At 30.9% G+C, this 16,699-nt stretch carries 12 protein-coding genes and 3 tRNA genes; 6 read left to right on the plus strand and 9 right to left on the minus strand.

Annotation, left to right across the window (positions count from 1 at the left end; genetic code table 11):
• Positions 1-16 precede the first annotated feature (16 nt).
• Genes AJ881_RS05010 through ychF form a run of 3 tightly spaced genes read left to right on the plus strand, consistent with a single transcriptional unit; the run spans position 17 to position 3,161 of the window.
• Positions 17-613 carry a DedA family protein gene (locus AJ881_RS05010; protein ID WP_002861619.1) on the plus strand — a complete coding sequence of 199 codons (597 nt, stop codon included), beginning with the start codon at positions 17-19 and terminating at the stop codon, positions 611-613.
• A complete protein-coding gene (locus AJ881_RS05015) occupies positions 610-2,061 on the plus strand; it encodes a leucyl aminopeptidase (RefSeq protein WP_002861620.1) in 1,452 nt (483 codons plus the stop codon). Before AJ881_RS05010 ends, AJ881_RS05015 begins: the two co-directional genes overlap by 4 nt.
• Complete coding sequence (ychF, locus tag AJ881_RS05020) at positions 2,058-3,161, plus strand: redox-regulated ATPase YchF (protein WP_052858618.1); 1,104 nt, start codon at positions 2,058-2,060, stop codon at positions 3,159-3,161. The genes AJ881_RS05015 and ychF overlap by 4 nt, the downstream gene beginning before the upstream one ends.
• Before the next feature lie 21 nt (positions 3,162-3,182).
• On the opposite strand, the gene argH is transcribed toward ychF, so the two are convergent.
• From argH to AJ881_RS05045, 5 genes are read right to left on the minus strand one after another with little or no spacing between them, the layout of a single operon-like run.
• A complete protein-coding gene (argH, locus tag AJ881_RS05025; protein WP_070282853.1) occupies positions 3,183-4,565 on the minus strand; it encodes an argininosuccinate lyase in 1,383 nt (460 codons plus the stop codon).
• Positions 4,566-4,574: 9 nt separating this feature from the next.
• Entirely contained in the window at positions 4,575-6,149 is a 1,575-nt protein-coding gene (gene pckA, locus AJ881_RS05030) for a phosphoenolpyruvate carboxykinase (ATP) (protein ID WP_070282851.1), read from the minus strand.
• Between the two features lie 12 nt (positions 6,150-6,161).
• Positions 6,162-7,961 carry a biotin/lipoyl-containing protein gene (locus AJ881_RS05035; protein WP_070282849.1) on the minus strand — a complete coding sequence of 600 codons (1,800 nt, stop codon included), beginning with the start codon at positions 7,959-7,961 and terminating at the stop codon, positions 6,162-6,164.
• 31 nt (positions 7,962-7,992) lie between these two features.
• Positions 7,993-9,333 (minus strand): sodium-dependent transporter, encoded by a 1,341-nt coding sequence (locus AJ881_RS05040; protein ID WP_052949386.1) that lies wholly within the window; start codon positions 9,331-9,333, stop codon positions 7,993-7,995.
• Between the two features lie 12 nt (positions 9,334-9,345).
• The gene (locus tag AJ881_RS05045; protein ID WP_070282847.1) at positions 9,346-10,680 is read right to left on the minus strand and encodes a sodium-dependent transporter; all 1,335 of its coding nucleotides are present in this window, start codon (positions 10,678-10,680) and stop codon (positions 9,346-9,348) included.
• 233 nt (positions 10,681-10,913) lie between these two features.
• On the opposite strand from AJ881_RS05045, the gene AJ881_RS05050 reads away from it, so the two are divergent.
• The 3 genes from AJ881_RS05050 to AJ881_RS05060 all read left to right on the plus strand — a co-directional run bounded on the left by AJ881_RS05050 (position 10,914) and on the right by AJ881_RS05060 (position 12,483).
• Complete coding sequence (locus tag AJ881_RS05050; protein WP_070282845.1) at positions 10,914-11,252, plus strand: F0F1 ATP synthase subunit C; 339 nt, start codon at positions 10,914-10,916, stop codon at positions 11,250-11,252.
• Positions 11,253-11,289: 37 nt separating this feature from the next.
• Positions 11,290-11,375 (plus strand) — tRNA-Leu (locus AJ881_RS05055).
• 196 nt (positions 11,376-11,571) lie between these two features.
• Complete coding sequence (locus AJ881_RS05060) at positions 11,572-12,483, plus strand: AEC family transporter (RefSeq protein ID WP_070282843.1); 912 nt, start codon at positions 11,572-11,574, stop codon at positions 12,481-12,483.
• Positions 12,484-12,490: 7 nt separating this feature from the next.
• Here AJ881_RS05060 and AJ881_RS05065 read toward each other — a convergent pair whose 3' ends face one another.
• The 4 genes from AJ881_RS05065 to AJ881_RS05080 all read right to left on the minus strand — a co-directional run bounded on the left by AJ881_RS05065 (position 12,491) and on the right by AJ881_RS05080 (position 16,698).
• Positions 12,491-16,003: an acyl-[ACP]--phospholipid O-acyltransferase gene (locus AJ881_RS05065; RefSeq protein WP_070282842.1), complete on the minus strand. Its 3,513-nt coding sequence runs from the start codon at positions 16,001-16,003 to the stop codon at positions 12,491-12,493.
• A 44-nt stretch (positions 16,004-16,047) separates the two neighbouring features.
• Positions 16,048-16,428 (minus strand): hypothetical protein, encoded by a 381-nt coding sequence (locus AJ881_RS05070; protein ID WP_070233912.1) that lies wholly within the window; start codon positions 16,426-16,428, stop codon positions 16,048-16,050.
• A gap of 66 nt (positions 16,429-16,494) precedes the next feature.
• Positions 16,495-16,571, minus strand: a tRNA-Asp gene (locus tag AJ881_RS05075).
• A gap of 51 nt (positions 16,572-16,622) precedes the next feature.
• A tRNA-Val gene (locus AJ881_RS05080) sits at positions 16,623-16,698 on the minus strand.
• Between the last annotated feature and the right edge of the window lies 1 nt (position 16,699).

Below are 16,699 nucleotides of genomic sequence, written 5' to 3' on the forward strand. Positions count from 1 at the left end.
CTATAGAAAGGCACAAATGGAAGAATTTTTAAAAAATTTACTTTATCAATACAAAGATCTAGCATATATTATTATTTTTTTATGGTGTATTTTAGAAGGGGAGTTGGCTTTAATTTTGGCAGGTATTTTTGCCCATCAAGGACATGTAAATTTAGGCTTTGTTATATTTATAGCAGGACTTGGTGGTTTTGTAGGCGATCAAATTTATTTCTATATAGGAAGATATAATAAACGCTACATACAAAAAAAATTAAAAACCCAAAGGCGTAAATTTGCAGTAGCACACTTACTTTTACAACGTTTTGGTTGGCCTATTATTTTTATACAACGCTATATGTATGGCTTTAGAACCATTATACCTATGAGTATAGGAGTCACGCGTTATAGTGCAAAAAAATTTGCTATTATCAATCTTTTTAGTGCTTGGGTTTGGGCATCAATCACTATACTTTTAGCTTGGTATTTTGGAGAACAAATTTGGAAGATGGTGACTTGGGCTGAAGAACATTGGTATTATGCAGCCATTATTATTATAGCTTTTTTATCCCTTTTATTATTTGGTTTTAAACAAATGGAAAAAGCTATACTTAAAGATAAAAGGAAAAAATCATGAAATTTGAATTAAACGATAAAAAACTAGATGCTATAAAAGCAGACTTTGAACTTATTTTTATACAGGATAAAAATTTAAAAAATTTTAACAAAGAAAAAGATTTTTTTAAACTTAATAATTACAAAGGCGAAGGTGTATTACTAGACTTAAACAATAAAAAGCTTTATTTAGAGCTTAAAAGCCTTGCTTATGAGGATATAAGATTAAGTCTTTGCACAGCATATAAAACTCTTGAAAAGCTTAATATAAAAAGCGTAAAACTTCCTAGCATAATAGGAGATTGTGTAGTTAGAAGTTTTACATCTTTAGTTGAAGGCGTACTTTTTGGAGCTTATAAATTTGATAAATATAAAAGCGAGAAAAAAACGAGCACTTTGGAAAAATTTATTATTTCAAGCGAAGAATTAAATGGTAAGAAATTTAATAAAGATGAAGCTAAGATAGGCTTGGAGCGTGGAGAAATTTTAGCTAATGCCACAAATTTTACTAAAAATATAGTCAATGAAATTCCTGAAATTTATACCCCTTTAAAAATGGCAGAAGATGCGCAAAATTTAGCTAAAGAAAATAAAAACATTATTTGTAAAATTTATGATGAAAAATTTTTGGCCAAAGAAAAAATGAATGCTTTTTTGGCAGTCAATCGTGCCTCGGTACATCCACCACGCCTCATTCATCTAAGCTATAAAGCCAAAAATGCAAAAAAACGTGTTGTATTTGTTGGAAAAGGCTTAACTTACGATAGCGGTGGATTAAGCTTAAAACCAGCTGATTTTATGCTTACAATGAAAGCCGATAAAAGCGGTGCAGCAGCAGCAATGGGGATCATAAAAGCCGTAGCCGAGCTTGCTTTAGATTTAGAAGTGCATTGTATTTTAGGTGCAACTGAAAATATGATAGGCGGCAATGCTTATAAGCCTGATGATGTGTTAATCAGTCGCGAAGGCGTAAGTATAGAAGTAAGAAATACAGATGCAGAAGGACGCTTGGTTTTAGCTGATTGTCTTTCTTTTGCACAAGATTTAAAACCTGATTTACTTATTGATATGGCAACACTTACTGGAGCTTGTGTTGTAGGACTTGGAGAATTTACAAGTGCTATTATGGGAAACAATGAAGAATTGCAAAATGATTTTTATCTAAGCTCTAAAAAAAGTGGAGAATATACTACAATCTTACACTTTAACCCCCACTTAAGAGAACTTATAAAATCAAATATTGCCGATATTAGCAACACTGCCTCTAGTCGCTATGGAGGCGCAATTACCGCGGGGTTATTTTTAGATAAATTTATTCGTAAAGAATATAAAGACAAATGGTTACATCTTGACATAGCAGGACCTGCTTATACGGAAAAATCTTGGGGATATTCTAGTTTTGGTGCAGGTGGAGCTGGAGTTAGAATGTGTGTTAATTATCTAATTCAAATTTTAAGGAAAGCTAAATGAGTTTAAGCGTGGGTATAGTAGGACTTCCAAATGTTGGCAAATCAACGACTTTTAATGCTTTAACTAAAGCACAAAATGCCCAAAGTGCAAACTATCCTTTTTGTACCATAGAGCCTAACAAAGCCATGGTTGAAGTTCCTGACTTAAGACTTAATGAACTTGCTAAAATCGTAAAACCTGAAAGAATTATGCATTCTTTAATAGAATTTGTAGATATCGCTGGACTTGTTAAAGGTGCAAGTAAGGGTGAAGGCTTAGGAAATAAATTTCTTTCAAATATACGCGAAACTGAGGTTATTTTACACATAGTGCGTTGTTTTGATGAAGAAAATATCACCCATGTTGAAGGTGGAGTTAATCCTTTGCGTGATGTAGAAATTATCAATACAGAGCTTATTTTAGCAGATATTGAACAACTTAGTAAAAAAATAGAAAAACTCACCAAAGAAACCAAAGCCAACCAAAAGGGTGCTAAAGAAAGCCTCGAACTTGCAAATTCTTTACTTGATCATTTAAACAAAGGCTTAGCTGCAAGTTCTTATCCTGAAAAAGAAAACGAAATTTATCAAGCCTTAATCAAAGAATTAAGACTGCTTTCTGCTAAAGAAGTGATTTATGGTGCAAATGTTGATGAAAATGGTATTAGTGAAGATAATGATTATGTAAAAGCTTTAAAAGAATATGCTAAAAAAAATGATCATGAAGTTATCAAGCTTTGTGCAAAAATCGAAGAAGAATTAGTAGGATTAAGCGATGAAGAAAGCCATGAATTTTTAAGTTCTCTAGGAGTTAACGAAAGCGGTCTTGATCAAATCATACGCACTGCTTTTACTAAGCTTGGACTGATCAGTTATTTTACCGCTGGTGTAGTTGAAGTGCGTTCTTGGACAATCAAAAAAGGCTGGAAAGCACCAAAAGCAGCGAGCGTGATTCATAATGACTTTGAAAAAGGCTTTATAAAAGCTGAAGTTATTTCCTATGAAGACTATATCCAATACAAAGGCGAAAATGGCGCCAAAGAAGCAGGAAAGCTACGCCTTGAAGGAAAAGACTATATCGTTTTAGACGGCGATGTAATGCATTTTAGATTCAATGTTTAGGCAAAATAGCCTAAACAATATTTATAAATTTTGAATAAAACCTTCCAAAATTTGAATTTGCTTTTCTACGCTTGCAATAGAACTTGAGCCTTCACTTTGCTTAGAATTTAAAGAAAATTCAAAATTTAAAAGTTCCATAGCTTTTTCATCAAATACAGGATCTATTTTTGAAAGATCTTTAATTTCGCTTATATCAATACCTTGTGCTTCAGCTTGTGCAACAACATTTCCCACTATAAAATGTGCTTTTCTAAAAGGAATATTTTTTTCACGCACCAAATAATCCGCCAAATCGGTAGCCAACAAATGACCTTTTTTACAAGCATTAAGCATATTTTCTTTATCAATTCGTATTTCTTTTAACATTGCATTTAAGATGATTAAACTATCTTTAGCGGTTTTTACACTATCAAAAAGCCCTTCTTTATCTTCTTGCATATCTTTATTGTAAGCTAAAGGTAGAGCTTTCATTATAGTTAAAAGAGAAATCAGATTTCCATAGACACGCCCTGTTTTTCCGCGTATAAGTTCACAAACATCGGGATTTTTTTTCTGAGGCATGATAGAACTTCCTGTTGAAAAACTATCACTTATGGATATAAAAGAAAATTCCGAACTTGAAAATAAAATCATTTCCTCGCAAAGTCTTGAAGTGTGTGTAAAAATAACTGCTATATCATAAAGTAAATCAAGAGCAAAATCTCTATCACTCACTCCATCCATAGCATTTGGCATAATATCTTTAAATCCTAAAATTTCAGCACTCAACTCACGATTGGTAGCATAGCTTGTTCCTGCACACGCACAAGACCCAAGTGGCGAAAAATCAGCGAGTTCTAGACTATTTTGCAAACGCTTAATATCTCGCATTAGCATAAAAGCATAAGCTAAAATATAAAAAGAAAAACTCACAGGCTGAGCGTGTTGTAAATGTGTAAAACTTGGCATAATAGTTTTTTTATGCACTTTGGCATGTTCGAGCATGGTTTGAATCAATTCTTTTAAAAGCTTTATAAGTTCAATATGAGATTTTTTGACAAAAAGTTTAAAATCAGTAGCCACTTGATCATTTCTACTTCTTGCAGTATGAAGTCTTCCACCAATTTCACTACCTATAAGCTCGCTTAAACGCTTTTCTACAGCCATATGAATATCTTCATCTTTAATATCAAAAATAAATTTGCCTTGCTCTATTTCACTTCTAACCTGCTCTAAACCTTTTATAATAGCATCTAATTCTTCTTTTTTTAAAATACCACAACTTTCAAGCATTGTAGCGTGTGCTATAGAGCCTTGTATATCTTCATTGAACAAAGTTTTATCTACATTTAAACTTGCATTAAATTCTTTTAAAAGCTCATCACTTGCACCACTAAAACGTCCTGACCACATTTCATTTTTCATTTAAATGCCTTAAATTTTTGGTCCAAATTTGCTAAATTCAATGCCTTCTTTGACATCTTCATAACGTTTAAAATTTTGTATAAACATATGTGCTAATTTATCTCTTGTTGCAATATAATCATTTTTATCTAACCAAGTATTTATAGGATTTAAAAGCGTGCTTTCTACACCTTCTAAAGCTTTTGGAATAGCTAAATCAAACACTTCAAAATTTTCAAATTCGCATTTTGCAATACTTCCATCTAGAATAGCATTAATGCAAGCCCTAGTAGCCTTAATGCTCATTCTTTTACCCACACCGTAGCTTCCACCGCTCCAGCCTGTATTAACAAGATAAACATTAGCTTCATGCTTTTCAATCTTTTCACCAAGTAATCTCGCATAAACCGTTGGATGCAAAGGCATAAAAGGTTCTCCAAAACAAGCTGAAAAAGTTGCTTGAGGTTCTAAAATACCACGCTCAGTTCCAGCTACTTTTGCTGTATAACCACTTAAAAAATAATACATAGCCTGCTCTTTGCTTAGTTTACTTACTGGAGGTAAAATTCCAAAAGCATCTGCACTTAAAAATATAATATTTTTTGGATGCCCTGCTTTTAGACTAGGCTCATGATTTTCAATATGCTCTATAGGATAAGAAACTCTTGTATTTTCTGTTTTTGAAGCATCAGCATAATCAACACTCTTATCGGCTCTTAAAACTACATTTTCTAAAAGTGCATTTCTTTTAATGGCACCATAAATTTCAGGCTCATGTTCAGGATCGAGATTGATTGTTTTTGCGTAACAACCACCCTCAAAATTAAATACACCTTCATCATCCCAACCATGTTCGTCATCACCTATAAGTTTTCTTTTTGGATCGGTTGAGAGTGTAGTTTTTCCAGTACCACTAAGTCCAAAGAAAAGTGCTACATCACCTTTTTCTCCGACATTTGCACTACAATGCATAGAAAGTTTATTTTCTAGTGGCAACCAATAATTCATCATAGAAAAAATACCTTTTTTCATTTCTCCGCCATACCAAGTTCCACCAATAACCGCTATATTTTCTTCAACATTAAAGATTACAAAAACCTCTGAATTTAAACCATCTTGTTTGTAATCTTCATTGATACATTTGCAAGCATTATAAACAATAAAATCTGCTTTAAAATTCTCAAGTTCTTCTTGACTTGGGCGAATAAACATATTTTTAACAAAATGTGCTTGCCATGCAATTTCAGTAACAAATCTTACTGCTTTGCGACTTTGCAAAGAAGCGCCACAAAAAGCATCTTGAACATAAATTTTCTTTCCACTTAATTCTTGTTTTGCTTTAGTCAAAAGCTTATCAAACAATTCTTTTGTAATGGACTGATTTACCTTTCCCCAAGCAATATACTTACTAGATGGATCTTGTTTTACAAAATATTTATCTTTAGGACTTCTACCTGTAAAAATTCCTGTATCCACACAAAAAGTATCATTATCCGTACTTAAACCTTCATTATTTGCTTTTTCATGAGCATTTAATTCATCATAACTTAAATTATGAAAAATTTCTTTTATATTGTCCAAGCCTAAATTATCAAATTTTTTCATCTTTCCCTCACTTTAATTCTTATAGATAGCTAATACTTCACCTTCGTTAACAGTATCGCCTATTTTAATACAAAGCTCTGAAATAATTCCATCTTTTGGGGCATTAACTTCAATCTCCATTTTCATTGCTTCTAAAACCATGATGGCTTGACCTGATTTTACTTCTTCACCTTCGTTAACATAAATTTTAAAGACATTACCTGAAATACCTGCTAAAACTTCATTTTCAGCATCTACAGAACTTGTTGAATTTGAAGAAACAATATTTTTATTTTCTTCTACTTTTTTTACACTTTTAACATTAACATCTTTATCAAAACCATAGCTTACCTCTACATGATATTTATTACCATTTACAGCTACGGTAAATTTGTTTTCATCTACACTCATAGGCTTTGGCATACTAGCTAATTTGCGTACATTTACCTTTGCCTCTCCTTTTAAAAATGCTATACCTTTTTCTTTACAAGCTGCTGCAATAAATATATTTTCTTCACTCGTTTCTATACTCTCTTTTTCAAGCAAGGTTCTGGTATAAACTATACTTTTACTCTCATCTTTATCAGCTATATTAATAGCAAGCTCTGTAGTAGGTTCTAAATTAAGTTGTTTTGAAGCAAGTTCAACAATATTTGCATCGGGTGTAACAGGAGTTTTTCCAAAATAACCAAGCACCATTTTTCCATAACCTTCTGCTATTTTTTTCCAAGGTCCAAACATCACATTATTAAAAGCTTGTTGAAAATAAAATTGAGAAACTGGAGTAACCGAAGTACCAAATCCACCTTTTTCTACAACTTCTCTCATAGCATGAATGACTTGTGGAAATTTATCTAAGATATTATTATCTCTCATCATTTGTGTATTTGCTGTTAAAGCTCCTCCTGGCATAGGAGAAAAAGGAATAAGTGGATTTACCATAGTAGCTTCAGGTGGTAAAAAATATTCTTTTAAACAATCTTTTAAAACTTCTTCGTATTTTAGAATTTTTTCTTCCTCAAGTCCGCCTAAATCATAATCTTTGCCTTTTAAAGCATGCATCATGGTTAAAATATCAGGTTGAGAGGTTCCGCCACTTACTGGAGCCGCAGCCAAATCGATACCATCAACCCCTGCTTCAAGTGCTGCAAGATAGCAGGCTATACTCACCCCTGCAGTTTCATGCGTATGAAGTCTAATATGCATATCTTGAGGTAAAATTTTTCTTGCCATTTTAATGGTTTCATAAATTTTATTTGGATTTGAAGTTCCACTTGCATCTTTGAAACAAATACTATGAAAAGGAATTTCTGCTGCTAAAATTTCTTTTAAAATTTTTTCATAAAAAGGCACATCATGGGCACCTTTACAATTTGGCGGTAAATCCATTAAAGTAATAGTAATTTCATGCTTTAACCCATGTTTTACTATACATTCACCACTAAATTTTAAATTATTTACATCATTAAGGGCATCAAAATTTCTTATCGTTGTAGTACCGTGTTTTGCAAAAAGTTTTGCATGCAAATCAATAAGTTCACTACTTCCAGTATCTAAAGTAACGGTATTGACCCCTCTTGCTAAAGTTTGAAGATTGGTATCTTTTCCTACAATAGCCCTAAATCTATCCATCATGGTAAAAGCATCTTCATTAAGATAAAAATACAAGCTTTGAAATCTAGCACCACCGCCAAATTCAAAATGTGTAATTCCTGCTTCTTTTGCTGCTTCTACTGCAGGAAAAAAATCATCCATTAAAACCCTAGCTCCATAAACAGACTGAAAACCATCTCTAAAGCTTGTATCCATTACATCGATGAATTTTTTAGCCATTATTTTTCCTTAAAAAAATATTTTTTCATTATTATACAAAAATTTGATAACACATTACCAAAATTATTGCTATAGGCGATATAAAACGAATAAAAAACAACCAAATTAAGAAAATTTTTCGACTTATAAATTTAGAAAAAATTTTATAAATTTGTTTTTTATTCATAAAAAAACCTACAAATATAGAGCATACTATAGCACCAAGTGGAAGTAAAAAATTTGAAGTTAATTTATCCAATAAAGTAAAAAAATCTTTACCAAAAAAACTAAACATAGAAAAAAAATTTAAATTTAATGACAAGATACAACAAATTCCAAAAACAAAAACAAATAAACCTATTAAAAATAGAGCTTTAACACGAGAAATTTGATAGTTATTAATCATATAAAAAGTTAAAGGCTCTATCATTGAAACAGCTGAAGTAATACCAGCAAAAAAAAGTGCTAAGAAAAAACAAAATGCAAAAATATAGCCTAAAGCTCCAAGTTGATTAAACAAACTCATCAAGGATACAAAAACAATTCCTGCTCCTTGAGTATGCGGATCGGCTCCAAATTCAAAGATAAAAGTAAAAACAATAAGTCCCATGATAAAAGAAATCAATAAGTTAATCAAAACAATATACACTGAACTTTTTATAAAATTTGTTTTTTTATCCAAGGCTGATGAATATGTAACTATACAACCTATTCCCAAGCATAAGGTAAAAAATGCAAGCCCTAAAGCTTCGGCAATAGAGCTAAATTTAAAATGTGAAAAATCAGGATAAAATAAATAAGAAAAAGCATTTGCAAAACCTTGCTTAAATCCCATACAATAAAACAACATAAAAACAAGCATTAAAAATAAGCTAGGCATTATAACAACATTTAATTTTTCAATCCCTTTGATTAAACCTTTAGATACTATTAATAAAGTAAGAAAAAAAGATAAAATGAAGAAAAAAACAGAACTTGTCAAATTTGCAGTAATTAAATTCTGAAAATTACTTGCTGCTTCATCTAAGGTTTTAGGAAGATAATAAAGACTAACTACAGTATATTTTAAAACCCATCCCATAATAACTAGATAAAAAGAGAGAACAAAAATACCACCTAACATAAAAACGCCTCCATATCGCCATCTATTGCCATATTTTATGGCAAGATTTGAATAAGCATTTGCAAGATCACTTTTACTTAAACGTCCCATAGCCACTTCAGCCAAAAAAATACTAAATCCTATGGTTAAAGTAAAAAACAAATATAAAAGCACAAAAACAAAACCACCATTTTCTGCACTTAAGGTTGGAAATTTCCAAGCATTGCCTAAACCAACGGCTCCACCAGCAACAGCCAATACAAAACCGATTTTTGAAAAATATGTTCTCATTATTTTTCAAACTCACTTTAAAAAAGCGGCTATCATAACTATAACAACAGCCAAAGGGGAAATAAATCTCAAAAACACATACCAAAGTTCAAAAAATATACCCCTCATATAAGGTTCAAATAAAATTTTTAAAGCTTCTTTTTTCATCACAAATCCCACAAAAATAGCTGCCAAAATTCCACCTAAAGGCATAATAACCTTGCTTGAAACACTATCAAGCAAATCAAAAAAACTCATTCCAAAAAATCCAAACTGAGTGCTTTTTAAAGAAGATAAAATACACAACATTCCTAAAATATAAACAACAATTCCTATTAAAATCAAAGCTTTTTTACGGCTCATGCCAAAAGTATTAATAAGGTAAAAAGCAAAAGGCTCTATCATTGAAACAGCTGAAGTAATACCAGCAAAGATTAAAGAAATAAAAAACGCCGCTCCAAAAATACAACCAATTACTCCAATTTTTTCAAATAAAGTAGCCAAAGAAATAAAAACAAGTCCTGGTCCTTGTTGATTAGGATTGTAACCAAATTCAAAGATAAAAGTAAAAACAACCAAACCCATTAATAAACCAACTAAAAGATTGATAAAAATAATATTTAAAGTACTAATAATAAAATTGGTTTTATCAGGCAGGCTAGCAGAATAAGTAATAATCGTTCCAACGCCCAAAGAAAGACTAAAAAAGGCAAGCCCTAAAGCTTCAAGAACATTTGAAGTGTTGATTTTGGAAAAATCAGGTACAAAAAGAAATTTAACCGCCATCATAAAACCATCTTTGCTAATAGCATAAACAAGCATCAAAATAAGTAAAATAAACAATGAAGGCATCATCCAAACATTTAACTTTTCAACCCCATTCTTAATACCTTTAGAAACAATATAAAAAACACATAAAAAAACCAAAGTAAAACAAATAAACTGACTTAAAAAATCCTCACTTGTAAAAAATCCAAACTGTGCTTTACTTGCTTCTAGATCTATAGGTAAATTTCCAGTGATACTTAAAAACGCATATTTAACTATCCAACCGATTACCAAGGTATAAAAAGAAACTATTAAAATCGCCCCCACCATAGTAAAACCAACATAAGACCAAGCTTTTTTATTTGAAGGTGCTAACTTTTCATAGGCATTAACCGGATCTTTTTCACTAATTTTTCCTATGCTAAGCTCAGCTAAAAATATCACAAAACCTACACCCAAAGTAAGAATTATATAAAGCAAGATAAAAGCAGATCCACCACTTTGACCTACTAGTGTTGGAAATTTCCAAGCATTACCCAATCCCACTGCTGAACCTGCTACCGCTAAAATGAAACCTATTTTTGAAAATTTAGAACTCAATGTTACAACCTTAACTTAAAAATTATTTTAAAATATTATTAAAGCAAAAAAACTTTTAAGCTTTATTGAAAACAATCAAAATTTAAACCAAAAATGTGAATTTTTGTAAATTTCAATAAAAATAAAGATACTTTTGGTTATAATTCAGATTTATTTTTAAGTCTTAAGTAGGGATACGCAAGCCGAACTGATTTAAAAATTTAAAAATATTTTTTCATAGAAAGGTTAAGATAATGAAAAAAGTTCTTTTTTTATTATTAGCATGTGTAGCAGTAGCTTTTGCGGCTGAAACTAATGTTCCAGTAGAGCAAGAAGCTATTAATGTATGGATTAAAGCATTTTCAGTTCTTGCAGCAGGCTTAGGCCTTGGTGTTGCAGCGCTTGGTGGTGCTATCGGTATGGGCAATACTGCAGCGGCAACAATTGCAGGAACAGCTAGAAACCCTGGTCTTGGACCAAAATTAATGACAACTATGTTTATCGCTTTAGCAATGATTGAAGCACAAGTTATCTATGCTCTTGTTATTGCGCTAATAGCACTTTATGCAAATCCTTTTATAGTTTTACAATAAAACTTATCAAAAAGCCCTTTTTTGGGCTTTTTACTATGCGGTTATGGTGGAATTGGTAGACACGCCATCTTGAGGGGGTGGTACGCTCCGCGTGTGCGAGTTCAAATCTCGCTAACCGCACCATTATTTAAAATTATAATCATTTAACTTAAAATACTAACTATTTAAAATCAAATTTCAACTTACAATTTCTTAAAGTTACAAAAAATAAAAAATATTGGTTTTTTTAAAAAACTTAAAAAATATTAAGATTTTTTTTAAGTATAAAGAATATAATTCTATCCGTTTTCAAAAACCATCCCTTAAAAAGGATTATTCAATGTTTGTTTTTATACCATTATTTACAATTTTTATTTTACTTGCAGGCGGATATTTTGCCAAAAGAATTGGCGTTTTAAAGCAAAAACAAGCTAGGACTTTTTTAGATTTTGCTATTATTTTTGCTTTACCTTGTTTGATTTTCGATAAAGCATATCATTTAAATTTTGATTTTTCATTGATTATTTTTATTTTTATTGGATTATTTAGCTGTATATTAGCAGCTTTTTTTGCTATTCTTATTGGAAAAGTTTTTCATTTTTCTAAAGTAACTTTAGTCAGTATGTTTTTGCTTTCTTGTTTTGGAAATACTATATTTGTGGGTATGCCTATTGTTGCTGGTGTATTTAATGACCCACAATTTAGCGCTGAAGTTATATTTTACGATGCTTTAGCCACAACTTTACCTATATCACTTTTTGGACCTTTTATACTTTCTTTGGGAAATGGAGAAAAAGTCAGTTTGCTTGCTAATGTTAAAAAAATTCTTAGCTTTCCACCTTTTTTAGCTTTGCTTTTTGGTTTTTTGTGTAAATTGATTACTTTACCTGAATTTATTTTCTCTCCTATTCGTTTATTTGGTGCTTCTGCAACCCCTGTTGCACTTTTTGCTATAGGTTTAGGACTTGGCTTTATGGCGATTAAAACCTCTTACAAACCTACAGTAATTGTCATCTTTGCTAAAATGATTTTAGCTCCTTTATTTTTTGTATTTTGTTTAAAAATATTTAATTTAGAATTAAAAAATTCTACCATTGTTGCTATTATAGAAAGCGCAGCTCCTACTATGACCTTAGCAGGAGCTATGGTAATGAAAGCTAAACTAGATAGCAATTTAGCCGTAAGTGCTGTAGCCTTTGGAGTTCTTTTTGCTTTTGTTTCTATGCCAATTTTAATTTGGGCTTTGTTATAAGCTCAAATTATATGGCTAAATTTTTAGCTAATTCTTTAACTTTTTTAAGATCAACTTTTCCTGAACCTAGGAGGGGAATTTTTTCTATTTGAAAATAATATCTAGGTTTAAAAAGTGTAGGTATATTAGAATTTTTTATAATCTCACATACTCTTTCAAAAATTTCATTATTACATTCTATGAGTAAAGCAATTTGTTCCCCTTTTTTCTCATCTTCTAAAGATGTGGCACAAAATTTAACCACTTCAGTATCTATGAATTTGGCAATTTCTTCTTCTATTGCACCCAAAGAAATCATCTCTCCGCCAATTTTTGCAAAGCGAGAATAACGATCGACAATATATAAAAAACCATCTTCATCCAAATGTCCCTTATCTCCCGTGTTGTACCATCTTATGTCATCAATTTCTTTAATAACTTCATCGGTTTTTTCTTTGTTGTTAAGATAGCCTACCATAACTTGATGACCGCCTATAAGTATGAGTCCATCTTCATTTGTTTTTAAATTTTCATAATTATTTGGATCGACAATACGCACTGCAGTTCCAGGTAGAGGCATTCCTACACTTCCTTCTTTATTGGCACGATGCATAAGCCAATAATCCGCATCAAAACGATTCGGTAAATTTACACTCACCACAGGTGTAGTTTCCGTAGCTCCATAACCTTCAAAAATGCTTTTTTTAAACTTCATTTCAAAAGCAGTTCTTATTTCATTTTTTAGTTTTTCAGCGCCCGATACAACTATTCTTAAACTTTCAAACATTAAAGCATCAAGCTTTTTATTTCTTGCATAAATTCCTAAAAAGGTTGAAGTTCCACACATAATAGTGACATTATTTTTAGCAACAGCTTTGGCAACCCCTAAGGCATCGGTTGGATCTGAAAAAGTGATGCTTTTAATACCTTCAAGCAAAGGTAAAAACGTAGTTACTGTAAGTCCAAAAGCATGGAAAGGTGGTAAAGATGAGAGAATGACATCATTATTTCTTGTGCAAAGCACATCAGAAATTTGTGCTATATTGCTTAAAATATTACGGTTATTGAGCATAACACCTTTTGGAGAACCCTCACTTCCGCTACTAAACAAAATAGCTGCGATGGCAAGATTGTTTTTTGAAGGAGTGAAAATGGTTTTGAGTATAAAACTAGGCATGATACTAACTGCTAACATCATGCTAAAAATTTTAGTTTTTTGCATTTTAAAATCTTCTACAATATCTTCAAAATAAATTAAATGTATATTTGTATCGAAATTTAGGTTTATACCTTTATTTGCTAATTTTTCTAAAAAAGTTTTAGAAGTATAAATTTGTGAAATTTGCGCATTTTTTATAGCTGCTTTTAGAGCTTTTTCTCCAGCAGTAAAATTAAGATTTACTGCAATTTTTTCTGCGATTAAAACAGATAGATTGGTTAAAGAACTTGCAAAAGAAGCAGGTAATAAAATTCCTATAGTTTCCTCTTTAGGAGCATAACTTCCACGCTGAGGGTTAATGTTTAATTCTTTGGATTTTCTTTTAATAAAAAAATTAAGAATTAAACTAAGACTCAACATTTTTCTATAAGAAATATCTCCAGCTAGTGTATCGATAATAGCTATTTGATTTAGATTTTTTTTAGCTGTATCTATCCAAGCTCTTGCTATAGTATGCATAGCTTCGCATTGTGATTTCCAAGCCATAAAAGAAAGTTCAAAAACTTTAGCTTTAACTTCATCTTTTTTAGAATGCAAAGGCATAGCTTTACCAAAAGCTATAGCAATTTTTCTTTTATTTAAAGTGCGGTTTCTTGCTGAAAATTCTTCATCGCTTCTTGAAAAAGCACTACCCCAAAGTCCTCTTATATAAAAAGGAATAATTTTTCCATCATCTTCGCTTAAATATTCACAAGCTAATTCAAATCCTGCTTTAAATTCATTTAATTGTCCATGTCTTGAAAGTGTACCTTCAGGAAACAAGCAAACTAAATTACCTTCTTTGATATGCTTTGCTATCAGTTCTAAACTCGTCTTACTTCCCGTGCTTGATACAGGAATAATGCCAAATTTATCAAGAAAAAATTTAATATACCATTTAGAATAAATGCTTCTTTCCATAACAAAATAAATTTTTCTTGGAATTGCCATTTGTACAACAGCCCAATCAATAAAAGAAATATGATTACCCAAAAGCAAAGCTCCGCCTTTTTCTGGTATATTTTCAAAACCTTCTACAAGTAAGCGGTATCGTTGTAAAAAAGCTATGCTTAAAAGTATACGCACTAAAGAAAAGGGAAATTTTAAAAGTATATAAAAACCTCCTATAAAGGTTACTAAAGTAATAAAATAAAACAAATAAACCACATTGATTTCAAATTTTGCAAATAAAGTTGCTAAGAGTAAAAATCCTAACATGGCAATATTTTGAAAAAAATTATTTCCTGCAAGAATTTGCCCCAATTCATTTTCTTTGGCATGAAATTGGATTAAAGTATTTAAAGGAACGATAAAAAGAGCTCCACAAAATCCAAAAAAGAAAAATAAAAAACTATAACTTAATAAACTTATAAAATAAGGCATTAAAAAAGCCATTAAAAACATACCCAATGCACCAAGTGGAATAAGTCCAAGTTCTATATAATTTTTTGAAAATTTACCAGCTACTAAAGAGCCTAAAATCACTCCTATACCAGAAAAAGCGAGTGAAATTTGCACATAAAAAGTATTTTCTATGAAAAGTTCATTTTTGACAAAGACAGGAAAGCTAACAAGATAAAGTTGAGATATAGCCCAAAAAAATGAAATTCCTATTATGCAAAGCCAAATAGTTTTATTTTTAAAAACAAGCTTAAGATTATTTATTAGAAGTTTTCCATGAATATAGTCTTTTTTATTAAAAACTAAATCTTTATTTGTTTGTTTGAGCTTAGGTAAACGCCACGCAAAAAATACTTCGATACAAGAAAATATAATTAGCACAATTCCTAAAGGCGCTACTTCTTTTAAAATTTCATCTGTTTGATTATATGTAGAGCTATAAAGACTTTCAAAACTTAAAGAAAATAAAGCCATTCCTGCTAAGATTGCCATAATGCTTACTGCATTAATTACACCATTGCCCATAGCAAGAAAGTCTTTTCCTACAAGTTCTTTGATAAAACCGTATTTGCTTGGTGAATAAATCGCTGCTTGTGCTCCCATTATAAAAGTAAAAATAAAAGCCATCCAAAAAGCACCGCTATAGTAACAAATGCAAATTATTAAAGTGAGTATAACATTGAAAATTGCTGAAATTTTCATTACAATATTTTTTGGATATTTATCCGCTAAAAAACCCGAGGGAGAAAGCATAAGAATAAAAGGAAGTAAAATCAAAGCATTAACTATAGCATTTAAAAATAATTGCTCACTTCCTTCATAGGCCTTATAAATAGTATTTTGAATAATAATTTTATGTCCCAAATCCACAAAAGCATTGATGAATGCTATAAGTAAAAAAGGAATTAATCCGTAAATTTTCAAAAAAGATTTTTTTTGCATTATTTAAACCTCGTCAATTAGCACTTATTTTACAAAAGAATTTATCAGTTTTTAGGAAAATTATCTATATTATCTTTTAAAATCATTCCATCGATTTTTAATTTATAAAATTTTTTAAAATTCTCTAATTTATCAACAATCATTAAAACCCTACTATCAAAAACATAAAATTCTGCAACCTTGCTAGCAAATTTTGCAAGTTTTTTGTCATTGCAAAGCAAAAACTTAGCTCCTAAAGCATTGGCTAAAAATATCTCGTCTTTATTTTGAACTAAAATAGCAAATTCAAAATCATTTTGACTTAAATAAGAAATCAATTTTTCATCATAAACAATACAATAAACTTTATTATCTTTAACTTCTTCAACACTTTCAATAAAAGAAAAATCTAAATTTTTTAATAATTTATGTCCAATAATAAGCATTTTTTTCCTTAGCTCTATTTTTTATTATTTTGCAAATTATACTTATAAAATTGTTACCAAGCAAGATGGCGCAGCGGACGGGGCTCGAACCCGCGACCTCCGCCGTGACAGGGCGGCATTCTAACCAGCTGAACTACCGCTGCATCCAAAGTAAAGAAGTAGAGATTATAAAACCTATTTATGATTTTATAAAATGGTGGTCACTATAAGACTCGAACTTATGACATCCACCTTGTAAGGGTGGCGCTCTACCAACTGAGCTAAGCGACCT

The sequence above is a fragment of the Campylobacter sp. BCW_6460 genome (assembly GCF_001762705.1).
Lineage (GTDB): Bacteria > Campylobacterota > Campylobacteria > Campylobacterales > Campylobacteraceae > Campylobacter_D > Campylobacter_D jejuni.